Here is an 18,046-nt window from a genome sequence, read left to right as displayed (position 1 = left end):
GCCTGACACAAGATATTGATTCCCGTCAGGTACGGATAACTAGATGTTGCGTACGGTGGCCGGCTTCGGACGCCCCAACAACCATCGGGAGGTTAATCAGCGGATGGCCAAGACAGACGCACGCAGTCCCCGCACCGAACGCGGGACCATCGCCCTGCAGGACGCGTCGCAGGATATCTGGGACAAGAAGTACCGGCTCAAGAGCAAGGACGGTACGCCGGTGGATGCCAGCGTCGACGGTACCTGGCAACGCGTCGCCCGCGCCCTTGCCGATGTCGAGGACAAGGCCTCCCGCGAACACTGGTACGGGCGCTTCCTCTGGGCCCTGCGCAACGGCGCCATCCCGGCCGGCCGGATCATTTCCAATGCCGGCGCCCTGGGGCACAAGCCGGCCACCTCGACCATCAACTGCACGGTGTCCGGGACCATCCAGGACTCCATGGACCACATCCTCGAGAAAGTCCACGAGGCCGGCCTGACGCTCAAGGCCGGCTGCGGCATCGGCTATGAGTTCAGCACCCTGCGCCCGCGCGGCGCCTACGTTTCCGGTGCCGGTGCCTACACCAGCGGGCCGCTGTCGTTCATGGACATCTACGACAAGATGTGCTTCACCGTCAGCTCCGCCGGCGGCCGCCGCGGCGCGCAGATGGGCACCTTCGATGTCAGCCACCCGGACGTCCGCGAATTCATCCGCGCCAAGCGCGAGGACGGGCGCTTGCGCCAGTTCAACCTGAGCCTGCTGATCACCGACCAGTTCATGCAGGCGGTGGAACAGGACGCCGACTGGCCGCTGGTATTCCCGGTGCACGTGAAGGAGCGCGACGAGATCGACCTCGACGACCCCAACGCGGTGGTCTGGCGCGAATGGCCGATCCAGGACGACTACGTCCAGCGCGCCGACGGGCTGGTCGCCTGCAAGGTCTACGGCCAGGTCCGCGCCCGTCACCTGTGGGACATGATCATGGTCTCCACCTACGACTATGCGGAGCCGGGCTTCATCCTCATCGACCGGGTCAACGAACTGAACAACAACTGGTGGTGCGAGGCGATCCGCGCCACCAACCCCTGCGGCGAGCAACCGCTGCCGCCGTATGGCTCGTGCCTGCTCGGCTCGGTGAATCTCACCTGCTTCGTCGAGCAGCCATTTGGCGACGAGGCGCGCTTCGACTGGGACCGTTTCCGCGAAGTGGTGCGGGTGTTTACCCGGATGCTCGACAACGTGGTGGAAATCAACGGCCTGCCGCTGGAACAGCAACGCCAGGAAATCCTTGGCAAGCGCCGGCATGGCATGGGCTTCCTCGGCCTGGGCTCGACCCTGACCTTGCTCAAGCTGCGCTACGGCAGTCCCGAGGCCTGCGTATTCACCGAGGAAGTGGCGCGGGAAATGGCCCTGGTGGGCTGGGAAGTGGCCCTGGAGCTGGCCAGGGAGAAGGGCCCGGCGCCGATCCTGGCGCAGGACTACGAAGTCACCGCGGAAATGCTTCGCAAGCGTCCGGAAATGGCCGCCGATGGCTATAAGGCCGGCGACCGCATCCGCGGCAGCGTGCTTCACGCCAAGTATTCCCGCTACATGCAGCGGGTCGCCGAACATGCTCCGGAACTGATCGAGGCGTTGGCTGAAACCGGTGCGCGCTTCACCCACCACAGCTCCATCGCGCCGACCGGTACCATCAGCCTGAGCCTGGCGAACAACGCCTCCAACGGCATCGAGCCGAGCTTCGCCCACCATTATTCGCGCAACCTGATCCGCGAAGGCCGCAAGACCAAGGAAAAGGTCGAGGTCTACAGCTACGAGCTGCTGGCCTACCGGACCCTGGTCAACGCCCAGGCCCTGCCGGACAGCGACGACCCGGCGCGACGCCTGCCGGACTACTTCATCACCGCCGACAGCGTCACCCCGGCGCAGCACGTGGACATCCAGGCGGCGGCGCAGAAGTGGGTCGATTCGTCGATCTCCAAGACCGCCAACGTGCCCACCGACTACCCGTTCGAGGACTTCAAGGACATCTACCGCTACGCCTGGCACCAGGGACTCAAGGGCTGCACCACCTTCCGCTTCAATCCCGAGGCGTTCCAGGGCGTGCTGGTCAAGGAGTCCGACCTGGAGAAGACCCGCTACCGCTTCGAACTGGAGGACGGCAGCGTGGTGGAGTTCAAGGGCAACGAGCAGGTCGAGTACGACGGTGAGATCCATACCGCCGCCAACCTCTTCGACGCCTTGAAAGAAGGCTATTACGGCAAGTACTGAGGCCGGGGGAATCGATATGTCAGCAGTCAAGATCACGCAGAAGATCAAGGGCTTCAAGGTCGTCAACGAAGCCGAGGAGCAGGCCCTTGCCGCCGCCGCGGAAGCCGCGTCGGTGGTGCAGATGGACGAGACCCTGGAGCGCCCGGATACCCTGATCGGCGCCACCTACAAGATCAAGTCGCCGCTGTTCGAGCACGCGCTCTACGTGACCATCAACGACATGGTCCTCAACGCGGGTACGGCGCACGAGCAGCGGCGTCCCTTCGAGATCTTCATCAACTCGAAGAACATGGATCATTTCCAGTGGATCGTCGCACTTACCCGCATCATGTCCGCGGTTTTCCGCAAGGGCGGCGACTGCACCTTCCTTGTCGAGGAACTCAAGGCGGTATTCGACCCGCGCGGGGGCTACCTGAAGAAAGGCGGCATCTACATGCCTTCCATCGTCGCCGAGATCGGCGGCGTGCTGGAGCGCCACCTGACGGCCATCGGCCTGTTGCGTGGCCCTGAATTGGACGAGGAACAGCGTCTTTTCCTCGCGGAAAAACGCGCCGCCTACGAGGCCGCCCAGGGCACCAGCAAGGTCGAGCCGGGCGAAGGCTTCCCCGCCGGCGCGCAACTGTGCGGCAAGTGCAACAGCATGGCGGTGGTACAGATGGACGGCTGCGCCACCTGCCTCAACTGCGGACACTCGAAATGTGGGTGAGCACTTGAAAAACGCATGCGTTTTTCAATGCGAACGACCGGCCAGGATGGCCGGGCTGGGGGTGGGCTGAACGACGAAGCCTCGACAGGATGTCAGCTCGGCCTTACCCAAGACGCCGAACCGCATGCGTTTTTCAATGCGAACGACGAGGCCTCGACAGGATGTCGGCTCGGCCTCACTCCGAGACGCCGAACCGCATGGTTTTTGAAGGGCGAACGGCCGCAGGACGGCCGTGCTCCTGTGGTTCCTGCCTACAACGCAAACGGCAAATGAATCTCCACGTTCTGCCGTTGCGCCAGGCGCATCTCGAACTCCGCCGGATCATGGATCAGCACGTCCTGTCCGGCGAACGCCTCGGCGGCGATCAGTCGCGACAGCCAGAAGCGCACGCAGGCGACCCGCAGCATGCTCGGCCAGTGCTCGGCTTCCAGCGCGGTGAACGGCCGGCGGTTGGCGTAGGCGGCGAGCAGGGCGCGGGCGCGGGCCGGGTCCAGGCTGCCGTCGGCATTGGAGCACCAGTCGTTCAGGGTGATCGCCAGGTCGTAGAGCATCCAGCCGGAGCAGGCGTTGTAGAAGTCGATCAGACCGGCCAGGTGCGGGCCGTCGAACAGCACGTTGTCGCGGAACAGGTCGGCATGCAGGTTGGCGCGCGGCAGCGCAGGGCGCTCGGCATCCAGCGCGGCGATCTCCGCCAGGGCCGGGGCGAGCAGGGCGCGGGCCTGTTCCGGTAGTCGCGGGGCGAGGTTGGCACCTTGTTCCAGCATCCAGGGCAGGCCACGGTCGCTGGGGCGTTCGAGGATGCGCCCGCGGGTGGCGGCGTGAAGGTGGCCGAGCAGATCGCCCACTTCCTGGCAGTGGTGGGCGTTCGGCTGCCGCTCGTGGCGGCCGGCCAGGCGCGGTTGCAGCAGCGCCGGCTTGCCTTCGAGACGGCGCAGGGCCTCGCCGTCGCGGGTGCGCAGGGCGTAGGGCACCGGCAGGCCGTCCTCGTGGAGCACGTCGAGCAGTTCGATGAAGAACGGCAGGTCCTGCACCGGGCCGCGCTCGACCAGGGTCAGGACGAACTCGCCGTGTTCCAGGCTGACGAAGAAGTTGCTGTTCTCGGAGCCTTCGGCGATGCCACGGAAATCCCGCAGGCGGCCCAGGTCGTAGGGGGCGAGGAAGGCTTCCAGGGTCGAGCGTTCGAGTGGGGTGAACACCGACATGTCAGCGCGGCCTCGCCAGGTTGGAAATGCACATCACCAGCTGAAGATCTCCCATTGTGGAATCAGCTTGTCCGGCTGGTCGGAGCGAATGAAGTTGCCATCGCTGCCGTCGGCGCGGACCAGGAAATAGGGTTTGCCATGCTTGGGAACCACCTTGATGGCGTAGAGGAAGCCATTCACGCGGTATTCCTGGATGGTCTTGTCGCCCTCCTGGCGGATGGTTACGTCGGGCTCGCCGGAGGGCGCGTCGTCGTCCGCCGCCATCGCGACGAGCGGGGCGAACGCCAGCAGTCCGGCGAGCATCAAGCGGTTCAGCGTACGCATGGTAACCTTGCTCCTTTATCGAATCGTCCAGGGTTCATTCTACACGCCCTGGTCTCCGGAAAAGGTTGATTCCCCTCATGAGCCAAGCGCCCCTCGTCCTGGTGGACGGTTCCTCGTACCTGTACCGCGCCTTCCATGCCCTGCCGCCGCTGACCACCTCGACCGGCAAGCCCACCGGTGCGGTGAAGGGCGTGCTGAACATGCTCCTGAGCCTGCGCAAGCAGTACCCGGACAGCCCGTTCGCGGTGGTCTTCGACGCCAAGGGCCCGACCTTCCGCGACGAGCTGTTCGCCGAGTACAAGGCCAACCGGCCGTCGATGCCCGACGACCTGCGGGTCCAGGTCGAGCCGCTGCATGCCAGCGTCCGCGCCCTCGGCCTGCCGCTGCTGTGCGTGGAGGGGGTCGAGGCCGACGACGTGATCGGCACCCTGGCGCGCAGCAGCGCCGCGGCCGGCCGCCCGGTGGTGATTTCCACCGGCGACAAGGACATGGCGCAACTGGTCGACGGGCACATTACGCTGGTCAACACCATGACCGGTAGCCGCCTCGACGTGGATGGCGTGAAAGAGAAATTCGGCGTCGGTCCTGAGCTGATCATCGATTTCCTCGCCCTGATGGGCGACAAGGTCGACAACATCCCCGGCGTTCCGGGTGTCGGCGAGAAAACCGCGCTGGGCCTGCTGACCGGTGTCGGTGGCGGCCTGGAGGTGCTCTACGCCAGCCTGGACAAGGTGCCCGAGCTACCGATCCGCGGCGCCAAGGGTTTGCCGGCGAAGCTCGAGGAAAATCGCGAGCAGGCGTTCCTGTCCTATCAGTTGGCGACCATCAAGACCGACGTCGAACTGGACGTGGAGATCGACAAGCTGTATCCCGGCGAGCCGCAGCGCGAAGCGCTGATCGCCCTGTACCGCGAGCTGGAGTTCAAGAACTGGCTGGACGACCTCCTGCGCGAGGCCAAGGAGGCCGGCGAGAACGGCGAGGCGGAAACGCCTATCCAGGCCGAGGTCGACTACGACGTGGTGCTCGACCAGGCCGGGTTCGACGCCTGGCTGAAGAAGCTGGAGGAGGCCGAGCTGATCGCCTTCGATACCGAGACCACCAGCATCGACGCCCAGCAGGCGCAGGTGGTGGGGGTGTCCTTCGCCGTGAAGGAGGGCGAGGCCGCCTACGTGCCGCTGGCCCACAGCTATATGGGCGTTCCCGAGCAACTGGACCGTGACGCGGTGCTGCGTGCATTGAAACCGCTGCTGGAGGATCCGAAGAAGCTCAAGGTCGGCCAGCATGCCAAGTACGACATCAATGTCCTGGCCAATGCCAGCACCCCCATCGCGCTGCGGGGCGTAGCCTACGACACCATGCTCGAGTCCTATGTGCTGGACTCCACCGCCACTCGCCACGACATGGACAGCCTGGCCCTGAAGTACCTCGGCCACAGCACCATCCGTTTCGAGGACATCGCCGGCAAGGGCGCCAAGCAACTGACCTTCGACCAGATCGCCATCGAACAGGCCGGGCCCTATGCGGCGGAGGACGCCGACGTGACCCTGCGCCTGCACCAGGCCCTGTGGCAGAAGCTGGAGGCGATCCCGTCCCTGGCCAGGGTCCTGACCGATATCGAGATGCCGCTGGTACCGGTGCTGGCGCGGATCGAGCGCAACGGCGCGTTGGTCGACGCCAACCTGCTGGGCATCCAGAGCCGCGAACTGGGCGAGAAGATGGTCGCCCTGGAGCGCCAGGCATACGACCTGGCGGGGCAGGAATTCAACCTCGGCTCGCCCAAGCAGCTCGGCGCGATCCTCTACGACAAGCTCGGCCTGCCGGTGCTGAGCAAGACCGCGACCGGCCAGCCGTCCACCGCCGAGGCGGTGCTCGCCGAACTGGCCGAGCAGGACTTCGAGCTGCCCAAGGTGATCATGCAGTACCGCTCCATGAGCAAGCTCAAGAGCACCTACACCGACCGCCTGCCCGAGCAGATCAACCCGCGCACCGGGCGCATCCATACCTCATACCACCAGGCGGTGGCGGCTACCGGGCGGCTGTCGTCGAGCGACCCGAACCTGCAGAACATCCCGATCCGCACCGCGGAGGGCCGGCGCATCCGCCAGGCGTTCGTCGCGCCGCAGGGCTACAAGCTATTGGCCGCGGACTACTCGCAGATCGAGCTGCGGATCATGGCCCACCTGGCCAAGGACGATGGCCTGCTGGATGCCTTCCGCCACGACCTGGACGTACACCGCGCCACCGCGGCGGAAGTCTTCGGCGTGCCGCTGGAAGACGTCAGTGGCGACCAGCGACGCAGCGCCAAGGCGATCAACTTCGGATTGATCTACGGCATGAGCGCCTTCGGCCTGGCCAAGCAGATCGGCGTCGAGCGCAAGGAGGCCCAGGCCTACATCGACCGTTACTTCGCCCGCTACCCCGGCGTCCTGGCGTACATGGAACGGACCCGCGCCCAGGCCGCGGAGCAGGGCTTCGTCGAAACCCTGTTCGGCCGTCGTCTGTACCTGCCGGAGATCCATTCGAAGAACGGTGCCATGCGCAAGGCCGCCGAGCGCACCGCGATCAACGCGCCGATGCAGGGCACCGCGGCGGACATCATGAAGCGCGCCATGGTCGCTGTGGATAACTGGCTGCAGGAAAGCGGCCTCGATGCCCGGGTGATCCTCCAGGTGCACGACGAACTGGTGCTGGAAGTGCGCGAGGACCTGGTCGAGCAGGTGTGCGAGGGAATCCGCCCGCTGATGAGCGGCGCGGCGACCCTGGACGTACCGCTGGTGGTCGAGGCGGGTGTCGGTTCGAACTGGGACGAAGCCCACTGATGAACGGTTGCGAGGCCCGTGTGGCGGGCCTTGCGAGCAGGTCCGGAGTGCCCGGTGAGGGTGCCGTGGAAAAGTTTTTCGCGGTGCGCTGAACTTTCCCGTTTTGCCGACAGTCAGAACACACGAATGGCTTCTTGAGCCCTTCGATGCTCCTTTGCAGTGTTTAGTGTTGGCAGATTCCTGGACCCCGCCCTAGCGGTCCGGACTTGAACCCCGAACTTCCCCCTCCCCATACGAAGCTCGGGGTTTTTTTTGCCTGGAATTCAGGCTTCCTCGAACGCCTCTTGGTCCTCGTCCAGCAGGCCCAGCCATTGCGCCAGGACCATTTGCGCCTCGTCGACGCCCTGGCGCTTGGGTGCGGAGAACAGTTGCAGGGTGGCGACGTCGCCCCAGCCTTGCTGGACTTCCCGGCGTACCTTGAGCAGGGCGTTCTTGGCCGCGCCGAAGGCCAGCTTGTCGGCCTTGGTCATCAGTACATGGATCGGCAGCTGGCTGGCCTGTGCCCAATCCAGCATCAGTCGGTCGAAGTCGGTGAGCGGATGGCGGATGTCCATCATCAGGAACACCCCGGCCAGGCTTGCGCGGCTGCTCAGGTAGGCTTCCAGGTGGCGCTGCCAGTGCTGCTTCAGGGGGATCGGCACCTTCGCGTAGCCGTAGCCGGGCAGGTCCACCAGGCGCCGCGAGTCGTCCAGGGCGAAGAAATTGAGCAGTTGGGTACGTCCCGGGGTTTTCGAGGTGCGCGCCAGGTTGGCGTGGGTGAGGGTGTTCAGCGCGCTCGACTTGCCGGCATTGGAGCGCCCGGCGAAAGCGACTTCCAGGCCCTCGTCGGGGGGGCACTGGTCGACCTGGGCGGCACTGATGAGAAAGCTGGCCTTCTGGCACAGGCCGACGATGGGGTTCTTCTCTGACATGGGTTATCCACAGGGGTGCGACTCGGTGTCGCGGGGGGCTGTTTCGTTTCCGTTTCGGTATCGGAAGTATATAATGCCGCGGATTTTGTGTGCGCTTTATCCCCCAGGGTCGAGCGCGCGCGGGAACGGACAGAGCATTTTCCGCGCGGTAGAACGCGGGCGTTCCCCCTGATGAGGACGATCATGAAGAAACTGCTGCTCGCAGCGACAGTCGTTGCGGTGGCCGTTACGGCGCAGGCGGCGCAGGACCCGGAAGCAGTGTTCAACCGGACCTGTGGCGCGTGTCACGACGGCCAGCTGCCGATGGCGCCGAAAAAGGGCGACCATGCCGCCTGGGAGCCGCGGCTGGCCAAGGGCATGCCGACCCTGGTCCAGCATGTGACCAACGGATTCAACGCCATGCCGCCCCGCGGCCTGTGCACCGACTGCAGTGCCGAAGACTACCAGGCAACCATCCAGTGGATGGTGAAGAAGTAGCCGAAGCCCACTATCTTTCACCCTTAGCCGTAATTGGATTAGCTGATGAACAAACTTCTCGTGAGTCTGCTGTTGACCCTGGGTCTGACCGGCCTTGCCCATGCCGCTGGCGATGCCGCCGCGGGCCAGGCGAAAGCCGCGGTATGCGGCGCCTGTCACGGTGCGGATGGCAACAGCCCGGCGCCGAACTTCCCGAAACTGGCCGGCCAGGGCGAGCGTTACCTGCTCAAGCAGATGCATGACATCAAGGACGGCAAGCGTACCGTGCTGGAAATGACCGGCCTGCTGACCAACCTCAGCGACCAGGACCTGGCCGACATCGCCGCCTACTTCGCCAGCCAGAAGATGAGCGTCGGCATGGCCGATCCGAACCTGGTGGCCCAGGGCGAAGCGCTGTTCCGCGGCGGCAAGATCGCTGAAGGCATGCCGGCCTGCACCGGTTGCCATTCCCCGAGCGGCGTCGGCATCGCAACCGCCGGTTTCCCGCACCTGGGCGGCCAGCACGCGACCTACGTGGCCAAGCAGCTGACCGACTTCCGCGAAGGCACCCGCACCAACGACGGCGACACCAAGATCATGCAGTCCATCGCCGCCAAGCTGTCGAACAAGGACATCGCCGCGATTTCCAGCTACATCCAGGGTCTGCACTGATCGCTGCGTAGCACGGCAAAAAAGATGTATGAAAAAGGGTGGCCTCGGCTGCCCTTTTTTGCGTCCGCCATCGCTACAATGCTGGAACCCGTGACCGCTCCCCCCGGTCGAACTGACCGGGCCGAACCCGGCCGGAGAGCGGCACTGACCTCGCCTAGGAGTGAACGATGCGTAACCTGATTCTCACCGCCATGCTGGCCATGGCCAGCCTGTTCGGCATGGCCGCCCAGGCCGACGACTATACCGCCGGCAAGGAATACGTCGAGCTGAGCAGCCCGGTGCCGGTGTCCCAGCCGGGCAAGATCGAAGTGGTGGAACTGTTCTGGTATGGCTGCCCGCATTGCTACGCGTTCGAGCCGACCATCGTGCCGTGGAGCGAGAAGCTGCCGGCAGATGTCCATTTCGTGCGCCTGCCTGCCCTGTTCGGCGGTATCTGGAACGTCCATGGGCAGATGTTCCTGACCCTGGAAAGCATGGGCGTCGAGCATGACGTCCACAACGCCGTGTTCGAGGCGATCCACAAGGAGCACAAGAAGCTCGCCACTCCGGAAGAAATGGCCGATTTCCTCGCCGGCAAGGGCGTGGACAAGGAAAAATTCCTGAGCACCTATAATTCCTTTGCCATCAAGGGCCAGATGGAAAAGGCCAAGAAGCTGGCGATGGCCTACCAGGTCACCGGCGTACCGACCATGGTGGTCAATGGCAAATACCGCTTCGACATCGGCTCGGCCGGTGGTCCGGAGGAAACCCTCAAGCTGGCCGACTACCTGATCGAGAAAGAGCGCGCAGCGGCCAAGAAGTAGGCAAGGTGATTCGGCATGTTGCGCCGCTGGCAGCGTGAACCTCGGGTCGCAGGCAGCTGCGACCCGCGAGTGAACCCCTCCTGTGACGATTCGCGGGAGTTGCCCGACGACGGCCGCCTGCGCCTTCTCAGCTTCAACATCCAGGTCGGTATCAGCACCGAGCGCTACCGCCACTACCTGACCCGCGGTTGGCAGCACCTGCTGCCCCACGCGGGGCGGGCGACCAACCTGAAGCGGATCGGCGAACTGCTCGCCGACTACGATCTCGTCGCCCTCCAGGAAGCCGACGGCGGCAGCCTGCGTTCCGGCTACGTCAATCAGGTCGAGCACCTGGCCCAGTTGGGGGCGTTCCCCTACTGGTACCAGCAGCTCAACCGCAACCTCGGGCGTATCGCCCAGCACAGCAACGGCCTGCTCAGCCGCTGGCGGCCGACCCTGCTGGAAGATCATCCGTTGCCCGGTCCGCCGGGACGCGGCGCGATCTTCGTGCGCTTTGGCGAAGGCGCCGACGCGCTGGTGGTAGTGATGATGCATCTCGCTCTCGGCGCTCGCACCCGCACCCGCCAGCTCGCCTATATCCGCGAGCTGATCGGCGACTACCGCCATCAGGTGCTGATGGGCGACATGAACACCCATGCCGTCGATCTTCTGGAAAACTCGCCCCTGCGCGACCTCGGCCTGATGGCGCCGCAGGTCGAGGCGACGTTTCCCAGCTGGCGGCCGCAGCGCAATCTCGACCACATCCTGCTCAGTTCCGATCTCGCTCTCGAGCGGGTCGACGTGCTCGACCAGCCGATCTCCGACCATCTGCCGGTATCGGTGGAGATTCGCCTGCCGGACAACCTGCGCGACAAGGCCTTGGTCGTGCGCGGGGATGCCGGGAGTCCGCCATGAGTCGCGACGACGTCCAGCGCTGGAAAGACAAGTACCTGGAGAACATCGAGCAGCAGGAGCGCCTGCAACGGCGCTGGGATGCCCGCATCGACCTGCTGCGTCGCGGCCTGGTGCGTAGCAGTCTGGCGGCCGAAGGCAGCGACAAGGCGGTCGACCAGTGCATGAAGGAGCTGCGCGAGATCCTCCGTCGCGACGACATGGACGCCGGCCTGTCGGGCCTGATTCCGCGCCTGGAAAAGGCCGTGCTCGACTCCGAACAACGCCGCCAGCAACGCACCCAGCAGAACATCGATGCCCTCGGCGAACTGGCCCAGCAGTTGCTGGCCCTGAACCTGCCGCGGGAACTGCGCAAGCCGCTGAAGCAGTTCGCCCGCGATATCGAGGAGCGCGCCCGGCAGTCGCGCGAGATTCCGATCCTGCTCAGCGAGCTGAGCAGGCTGCAACGCCAGGCGCTGGCCGAGCGCAAGGGCGGCGACGCCGAAGACGGTCGCCCGAGCCTGTTGCAACGCCTGTTCGGCGGCAAGGAGTCGGAAACCGCCGCGGAGCCGAGCGCATCGGTGCCGTCCGTTGTGGCGGCAAGCAATACACCGATCCAACCGGCGGCGGCCGCGCCGTCCCTGCCGGTCGCCGAGCACGACGAGGCGCCAGGCGGTCCGCCGCAGCCGTTGCCCGCCCGCACGGTCGCCGCCATCGAAAGCGCGCCAGCGGGTTGGGTCGGGGTCGCCGAGCGTGGCGAGCCGAACCAGATCCTGCTGGATGAGCCCCGGGAAATCTGGCTCGACAGCCTGCCGCTACCGGCCGGCCTGAGTTTTAGCGAGACGCTGGAAGACGCGGGTGCGGAGCCGTCGCCCGCAATGCCGGCGGACGTTGAAAGCGCGCCCGAAGCTCCGGCCACCCCTGTGGATAACCTCGACGGGCAGGCGGTAGACGAGGCCTACGAACTGCCGCCGCCGATACCGGAGCCCGGCTACAGCGCGGTGGCGCCGCACATCGAGGCCAGCCTGCTGCGGCTGCTCGACGGCCTGTCCCTGCCGAGCAGCCACCAGCCCCAGGCCGAGGCGCTGCGGGAGCGGATCGATGGCAGCCTGAACTGGTATGAGCTGGTGCCGGTACTCGACGACCTGGCGGTGCTGGTGCTGTCCCTGGCGGACAGTGGCCAGCGCGACTTCGAGGAATACCTGCGGCAACTCAACGAGCGCCTGGAAAGCTTCCTCGGCCACCTGGGCGACGCCCACGCCGGCTATACCGACGTGCTGGACAACGCGCGCGGCTTCGACCAATCGCTGCGTGAGCAGGTCAGCGGCCTGCAGGCCAGCGTGCAGCAGGCGACCGACCTGAACAGCCTCAAGCTGGCGGTGGACAGCCGGCTGAACGGCCTGCTCGCCTCCATGGACGAACACCAGCGCGAACAGGCCGAGCACGAACAGGAGGTGTCCGGCCGCCTGCAGGCGCTGATGGAACGGGTCAACAGCATGGAACAGGATGCCAAGGCGTTCCACAGCCACCTGGAGGACCAGCGACAGAAAGCCCTGACCGATCCGCTGACCGGGCTGCCCAACCGCGCGGCGCTCAGCGAGCGCCTGGAACAGGAGGTGGCGCGCCGGCACCGGGACGGCGGCGATCTGCTGCTGGCGGTGCTGGACATCGACCACTTCAAGCGGATCAACGACGACTTCGGCCACCTGGCCGGGGACAAGGTGCTGAAGATCATTGCCGGCGAATTGCGCAAACGGTTGCGCCAGGCCGATTTCATCGCCCGTTTCGGCGGCGAGGAGTTCGTCGTCCTGCTCCCGGCCACGTCCCTGGAAGCCGGCCGGCAACTACTCGAACGGCTGCGCGCGGCGATCGCCGCCTGTCCGTTCCATTTCAAGGGCGAGCCCCTGAGCATCACCTGTTCCGCCGGCATCACCGCGTTCGAAGGCAACGAGGCCGGCGAAGTGGTTTTCGAGCGCGCCGACCAGGCGCTGTATCGAGCCAAGCGCGCCGGCCGGGACCGCCTGGAAGTGGCCTGAAGGGCGACCAGCGCACATTCCGGCGACTCGGGACGGGCTCGCCTGCAGGTGTTGCCGCGGCTCGCTAGAATGGTCCCGCCCGGTAGAATGACCGGCTGTCCCGCTCTGGAAACTCCCATGGATATGTTCGGCGTCGCCGTCCTGATCTTTCTGGTCACCGATCCCTTCGGCAACATCGCCGTGTTCCTCGCCGCGCTGAAAGGCGTCGCCCCCGGGCGCCGCTTGCGCGTGGCGTTTCGCGAGCTGGCCTTCGCCCTGGGCCTGCTGCTGCTCTTCCTCACCCTCGGCGAGCACATCCTCAGCGGCCTCGGCCTGTCCCGCGAGGCGACCGGGATCGCGGGTGGCATCATCCTGTTCGTGATCGCCATGCGCCTGATCTTCCCGTCGCCCCAAGGGCTGCTCGGCGAAGTGCCCGACGGCGAGCCGCTGCTGGTACCCCTGGCCACCCCGGCGGTGGCCGGGCCCTCGGCGCTGGCGATGCTGATCACCCTGCGCACCACCTTCGACGGTCCGCTGTGGGAGCTTTACCTGGCGGTGGTGCTGGCCTGGGCCGCTACTGCGCTGATCCTGCTGCAGGCGGCGTTCCTCCAGCGTTTCCTCGGCCCGCGCGGGCTGACCGCCATCGAGCGCCTGGCCGGCATGCTGCTGATCATGCTCAGCGTCGATATGCTGTTGGACAACCTGCGCAGCGTGTTGCACATCGCCGCCTGACCGCGCTGCCCATTTTTTTCGGAGTCATCATGCGTTCGTTCGTTCTACTGGCTTTCACCCTGTCGCTGCTGGCCGGCTGCTCCAGCGGCCCGCGCCTGAACACCGACTACACCTCGGCGAACCAGGACAGCCGTGTCCAGTTCATCGTCCTCCACTACACCTCCACCGATCTGCCGCATTCGCTGGGCATCCTCACCCACGGCGGCGTCAGCGCGCACTACCTGATCGGCGACGACGAGCCGGCCACCGTCTACCGCCTGGTGGATGAGAACCGCCGCGCCTGGCACGCCGGGGACAGTGAATGGCAGGGCCGGACCTGGCTGAACGCCACCTCAATCGGCATCGAGATCGTCAACCAGGGCTATCGCGATACACCCCAGGGGCGGGTCTGGTATCCGTTCAGCGAAGCGCAGATCCAGGCGCTGATCCCCCTGCTGAAGGACATCGCCAAGCGCCACGGCATCACCCCGGACCGGATCATCGGACACAGCGATATCGCGCCGGGCCGCAAGGTTGATCCGGGTCCGCTGTTCCCCTGGAAGCGCCTCGCCGACGCCGGCCTGGTGCCCTGGCCGAAGCCCGGCGAATTGGCGCGCCGGCTCGCCGAACTGAACGGCCAGCTGCCGGATGTGCGCTGGTTCCAGCAGCAGTTGGCGCGGCACGGTTACCTGGTGCCGCAGACCGGCGAGCTGGAGAAGGACACCCGCGACGTCATCGGCGCTTTCCAGATGAAATACCGTCCGGCCCGCTTCGATGGCGAGCCGGACCTGGAAACCGCCGCCCTGCTGCTGGCGGTGCCGACTTCCTGAGGCCTGTGGAAAGCCTGCCGGGAGCGGCCCCGGTCACACCGGCAGCAGCATGTAGAAGCGCGCGCCCTGGCCCGGTTGCGAGCGCACCGCGATGCGCCCGCCATGCAGCTGGATGATTTCCTTGCACAGCGCCAGGCCGAGGCCGGCGCCGCCCTTCTTGCGTCCGACCTGGACGAAAGGCTCGAAGATCCGTCCTTGCTGGCTGAAGGGAATGCCTTCGCCATTGTCTTCCACCGCGATCAGCACCCGGTCGCCCTGGCGCCGGGCCTGCAGGTGGATCTGCCCGCCTTCGCTGCTATGGCGCAGGGCGTTTTCCAGCAGGTTGTCGATCACCCGCTCGATCTGCAGGCGATCGAGCTGCAGGCGCGGCAGTTCATCGCCCAGCTCCAGTTGCAGCGAGACCCGGCGGGCCTCGCCCTTGGGAGTGAAACGCTGCTGCGCCTGGGTGAGCAGGTCGACGAGGTCGCAGGACGCCAGTTCGAGCTTCTGCATGCCGGTCTGGTAGCGCGAGAAGTTCAACAGGTCGTTGATCAGCAGGACCAGCCGCGACATCTCTTCGTCCACCGTCTGGATCAGGTCCGCTTCCCGCGACTCCGCGGGGAAGTCCAGGCGTTCGCGGAGCAGGCTGAAGGCCATCTGCATGCCGGTCACCGGCGTGCGCAGTTCGTGGGAGGCGCGCAGGACGAATTCGCTGCGGACCCGTTCGAAGGCGCGCTGCTCGGTCACGTCGCGGACCACCAGCACCGCGCCGACGCTATGCCCGCCGGGATGGGTGACCGGATACAGCGACCAGGCCAGCAGGCGCGACTCGCCGGCGACGTCCACCACCAGGTCGGGCATCGCCTCGTCCTGGACTTCGCCGAGCAGGGCCTTTTCCACCGCTTCCTGGACATCGACATCGCTGAGTATTTCGTCGATCCGCTTGCCATGGGGGTCGTTGGAGACGAATAGCTGGCGGATCGCGACCGGGTTGGCGTGTTCGATGCGCCCCTGGTTGTCGAAGATCACCAGGCCGTCGTCGATGCTGTCGAGTACCGCCTGCAGGCGCCGCTCGCCGGAAAGCACCTCTTCGACGCTGGTCTTGCGGTACTGCCGCAGGGCCTCGGCCATCAGGCCGAAACGCCGGGTCAACTGGCCGACCTCGGCGACGTTGGTCATCGGCAGGGTCACGTCGAAATCGCCTTCGCCGATCCTGTCCGCCGCCCGCGCCAGGGTTTCGATCGGTGCGCCGAAGCGCCGGGCGATGCTGTGGGCGGTGACGAAACCGATCAGCAGGATGGCGACGCCCACCAGGCCAAGCAGGCCGGCGACCAGGTAGGCTCGGTGGCGGGCGCTGGTCTCGGCGTCGCTGATGCCGGCCAGCGCCAGTTGCTGCAGGTCCTGCAGGCGTAGGCGCAGGGTATTGAAGGCTTCGCTGAAGCCGTCGTTGTCGGCCATGGGCGCCTTGAGCAGCGCCGGGGTGTGCGCCTGCAGTTGCAGGTAGGCGTCGCGAACGCCATCCAGGGCGGCCTGCTCGGCGCCGTCGACGGTATTCGCCCGGCCCTGTTCCAGGACTCGTCGGAAGTCGTTTTGCGAGCGCTCCAGGGCCTGCCCGTCGGGTTTTTCGCGGAGCAGTATGACCAACTGGTCGCCGAGCAGCTGGCGCAACTGCTGGCTCACCTCGATGGTCGCGTGGTGGTGCGACATCCGTTGCTCCTGAGCGCGGCCGAGCTGCATCACGCTGAACAACCCGAGCAACAGGCCGAACAGCGAGACGGTGATCAGCGCGGAAATGCTGAGGAACAACCGGGTCCGGAGCTTCATCGGCAGCGGCATGCTCATAGGCCGTACTGCTTGCGCTTCCGGTACAGGGTCGAGGCATCGATACCGAGGGTCTTGGCGGCCTGGTCGAGGGTCGCGCTGGAGGCCATCACCGCCGTGATATGGGCTTTCTCCAGGTCTTCCAGGCTCAGCGATTCGCCGATCCGCGGCGCGCTGCTGGCAGATTGCGCAGCGCTGAAACCGAGGTGGTCGACATCCACCCGTTCCTGGTTGCAGATGATGCTGGCGCGCTCGATCACGTTGCGTAGCTCGCGTACGTTGCCCGGCCAGGGGTATTGCCGCATGGCCTCGCGGGCGGCTTCGCTGAAGCCGCGGGCGGGGCGGCCGTAGTCCTTGACGAAGCGGGCGAGGAAACGTTCGGCCAGGCCGAGGATATCCTCGGCGCGTTCGCGCAGGGGAGGCAGGTTGAGCACGATCACGTTGAGGCGGTAGAGCAGGTCCTCGCGGAACTGGCCCTGGGCGACCATCGCGCCCAGGTCGCGGTTGGTCGCGGCAAGGATGCGCACATCGGCGCGGCGGGTCACCGGATCGCCGACGCGTTCGTATTCCTTGTCCTGGATGAAGCGCAGCAGCTTGGGTTGCAAGGTCAGCGGGAAGTCGCCGATCTCGTCGAGGAACAGGGTGCCGCCGTCAGCCTGGCTGACCCTGCCCAGGGTGCTTTCGGTGGCACCGGTGAAGGCGCCGCGACTGTGCCCGAACAGTTCGCTTTCCATCAGTTCGGCGGTCAGCGACGGGCAGTTGATGGTGACCTGGGGCTTCTTCGCGCGTTTGCTCCAGGTGTGGATGGCGCGTGCCAGTTCGCCCTTGCCGGAGCCGGATTCGCCGAGGATGAGGATGTTGGCGTCGGTCGCCGCGACCTGGCGCGCGGTCTCCAGTACCGCGGCCATGGCCGGGCTGTGCGATTCCAGGCCGTCGCCCTGGCGGCGCACTTCGTCCTCCAGGGCCTCCAGGCGCGCGGTCAGTTGGCGCACCTCCAGTTGCTTGGCGGCGGCCAGGCGCAGTTGGTCCGGGCTGCAGGGCTTGACCAGGTAATCCACCGCGCCGGCCTGCATGGCGTCGACCGCGGTATCCACCGCCGAATGCGCGGTGACGATCACCACGCGCATCCATGGCGCCTGGACGCGCATCTGGGCGAGAACGTCGAGCCCGTTGTCTTCGCCCAGGCGCAGGTCGAGGAAGCACAGGTCGAATACCTGGCGCTGCAACAGGGCCTCCGCCTGCGGCGCGCTGCTGGCGGTGGCCACGCTGTAGCCTTCGTCTTCGAGGCAATAACGGAAAGTGCGCAGGATCGCCGACTCGTCATCGACCAGCAGGATGCGCCCCTGTTTTTCGGAAGTGGTTTCCATCGTTGCTTTTTATCCTCTAGGGAATTCACTGCCATTCGGCTTCTGGGTTAGTCCCCGGAAAGCCCATGCAAGTTGCAGAGCGCCCCGCCGCCCATCCGGGCGGCGTGCAACCTGCCGATGTTGCTGTTCTTGGGTTTTCGGGAAGCCGTGGCGGCTCCACGGATGGCTCCGGGTAGCAGGTGCCGGGTCGCTTCCCTGTTGCATGTGACAGCGTACCGCGCCGATCGTGCAAAACGCCCGGAATAATTTGTCGCGTCGTGCAGGATGAACTGCGCAGACTACCTGGGTTGTTTTATAACTTATTGAATTAAA

The 18,046-nt window shown here is 65.9% G+C and carries 15 protein-coding genes; 10 read left to right on the top strand and 5 right to left on the bottom strand.

Annotation, left to right across the window (positions count from 1 at the left end):
* Nucleotides 1-43: 43 nt before the first annotated feature.
* Together HMPREF2914_RS12725 and HMPREF2914_RS12720 are read left to right on the top strand one after the other, a co-directional pair.
* On the top strand, nucleotides 44-2,248 hold the full coding sequence (locus HMPREF2914_RS12725; protein ID WP_003136457.1) for an adenosylcobalamin-dependent ribonucleoside-diphosphate reductase: 2,205 nt from the start codon (nucleotides 44-46) through the stop codon (nucleotides 2,246-2,248).
* Nucleotides 2,249-2,264: 16 nt separating this feature from the next.
* Nucleotides 2,265-2,954 carry a TSCPD domain-containing protein gene (locus tag HMPREF2914_RS12720; protein ID WP_003096987.1) on the top strand — a complete coding sequence of 230 codons (690 nt, stop codon included), beginning with the start codon at nucleotides 2,265-2,267 and terminating at the stop codon, nucleotides 2,952-2,954.
* Between the two features lie 251 nt (nucleotides 2,955-3,205).
* Here the strand turns inward: HMPREF2914_RS12720 and HMPREF2914_RS12715 are convergent, their stop codons facing one another.
* A complete protein-coding gene (locus HMPREF2914_RS12715) occupies nucleotides 3,206-4,156 on the bottom strand; it encodes a homoserine kinase (RefSeq protein WP_003110565.1) in 951 nt (316 codons plus the stop codon).
* 33 nt (nucleotides 4,157-4,189) lie between these two features.
* Complete coding sequence (locus HMPREF2914_RS12710) at nucleotides 4,190-4,480, bottom strand: DUF2782 domain-containing protein (protein WP_003096984.1); 291 nt, start codon at nucleotides 4,478-4,480, stop codon at nucleotides 4,190-4,192.
* Nucleotides 4,481-4,557: 77 nt separating this feature from the next.
* On the opposite strand from HMPREF2914_RS12710, the gene polA reads away from it, so the two are divergent.
* Entirely contained in the window at nucleotides 4,558-7,299 is a 2,742-nt protein-coding gene (gene polA / locus HMPREF2914_RS12705; RefSeq protein WP_019485144.1) for a DNA polymerase I, read from the top strand.
* A gap of 263 nt (nucleotides 7,300-7,562) precedes the next feature.
* Here polA and yihA read toward each other — a convergent pair whose 3' ends face one another.
* Entirely contained in the window at nucleotides 7,563-8,210 is a 648-nt protein-coding gene (gene yihA / locus HMPREF2914_RS12700) for a ribosome biogenesis GTP-binding protein YihA/YsxC (RefSeq protein WP_003110563.1), read from the bottom strand.
* A 183-nt stretch (nucleotides 8,211-8,393) separates the two neighbouring features.
* Here yihA and HMPREF2914_RS12695 point away from each other — a divergent pair, with 183 nt between their 5' ends.
* From HMPREF2914_RS12695 to ampDh2, 7 genes are all read left to right on the top strand, one after another.
* The gene (locus HMPREF2914_RS12695) at nucleotides 8,394-8,687 is read left to right on the top strand and encodes a c-type cytochrome (RefSeq protein WP_003096979.1); all 294 of its coding nucleotides are present in this window, start codon (nucleotides 8,394-8,396) and stop codon (nucleotides 8,685-8,687) included.
* Nucleotides 8,688-8,732: 45 nt separating this feature from the next.
* Entirely contained in the window at nucleotides 8,733-9,338 is a 606-nt protein-coding gene (locus HMPREF2914_RS12690; RefSeq protein WP_003102831.1) for a c-type cytochrome, read from the top strand.
* Nucleotides 9,339-9,505: 167 nt separating this feature from the next.
* Nucleotides 9,506-10,141, top strand: coding sequence for a thiol:disulfide interchange protein DsbA (dsbA, locus tag HMPREF2914_RS12685; protein ID WP_003096976.1), 636 nt, complete (start codon nucleotides 9,506-9,508; stop codon nucleotides 10,139-10,141).
* Nucleotides 10,142-10,156: 15 nt separating this feature from the next.
* Complete coding sequence (locus tag HMPREF2914_RS12680) at nucleotides 10,157-11,035, top strand: endonuclease/exonuclease/phosphatase family protein (protein WP_003096975.1); 879 nt, start codon at nucleotides 10,157-10,159, stop codon at nucleotides 11,033-11,035.
* Nucleotides 11,032-13,047, top strand: coding sequence for a diguanylate cyclase DgcP (dgcP, locus tag HMPREF2914_RS12675; protein WP_023092802.1), 2,016 nt, complete (start codon nucleotides 11,032-11,034; stop codon nucleotides 13,045-13,047). Before HMPREF2914_RS12680 ends, dgcP begins: the two co-directional genes overlap by 4 nt.
* A 117-nt stretch (nucleotides 13,048-13,164) precedes the next feature.
* A complete protein-coding gene (locus HMPREF2914_RS12670) occupies nucleotides 13,165-13,758 on the top strand; it encodes a MarC family protein (RefSeq protein ID WP_003102836.1) in 594 nt (197 codons plus the stop codon).
* Nucleotides 13,759-13,787: 29 nt separating this feature from the next.
* Nucleotides 13,788-14,567 (top strand): N-acetylmuramoyl-L-alanine amidase AmpDh2, encoded by a 780-nt coding sequence (gene ampDh2 / locus HMPREF2914_RS12665; RefSeq protein ID WP_023092801.1) that lies wholly within the window; start codon nucleotides 13,788-13,790, stop codon nucleotides 14,565-14,567.
* Nucleotides 14,568-14,600: 33 nt separating this feature from the next.
* On the opposite strand, the gene HMPREF2914_RS12660 is transcribed toward ampDh2, so the two are convergent.
* Both HMPREF2914_RS12660 and algB read right to left on the bottom strand, forming a co-directional pair.
* The gene (locus tag HMPREF2914_RS12660) at nucleotides 14,601-16,388 is read right to left on the bottom strand and encodes a KinB sensor domain-containing domain (protein ID WP_003096967.1); all 1,788 of its coding nucleotides are present in this window, start codon (nucleotides 16,386-16,388) and stop codon (nucleotides 14,601-14,603) included.
* Nucleotides 16,385-17,734, bottom strand: a complete 1,350-nt coding sequence (gene algB / locus HMPREF2914_RS12655) for a sigma-54-dependent response regulator transcription factor AlgB (protein ID WP_003096964.1) — start codon at nucleotides 17,732-17,734, stop codon at nucleotides 16,385-16,387. Before algB ends, HMPREF2914_RS12660 begins: the two co-directional genes overlap by 4 nt.
* Between the last annotated feature and the right edge of the window lie 312 nt (nucleotides 17,735-18,046).

This window comes from Pseudomonas sp. HMSC067G02 (genome assembly GCF_001813485.1).
Lineage (GTDB): Bacteria > Pseudomonadota > Gammaproteobacteria > Pseudomonadales > Pseudomonadaceae > Pseudomonas > Pseudomonas aeruginosa.
This window is presented reverse-complemented; position numbering and strand designations above follow the sequence as displayed.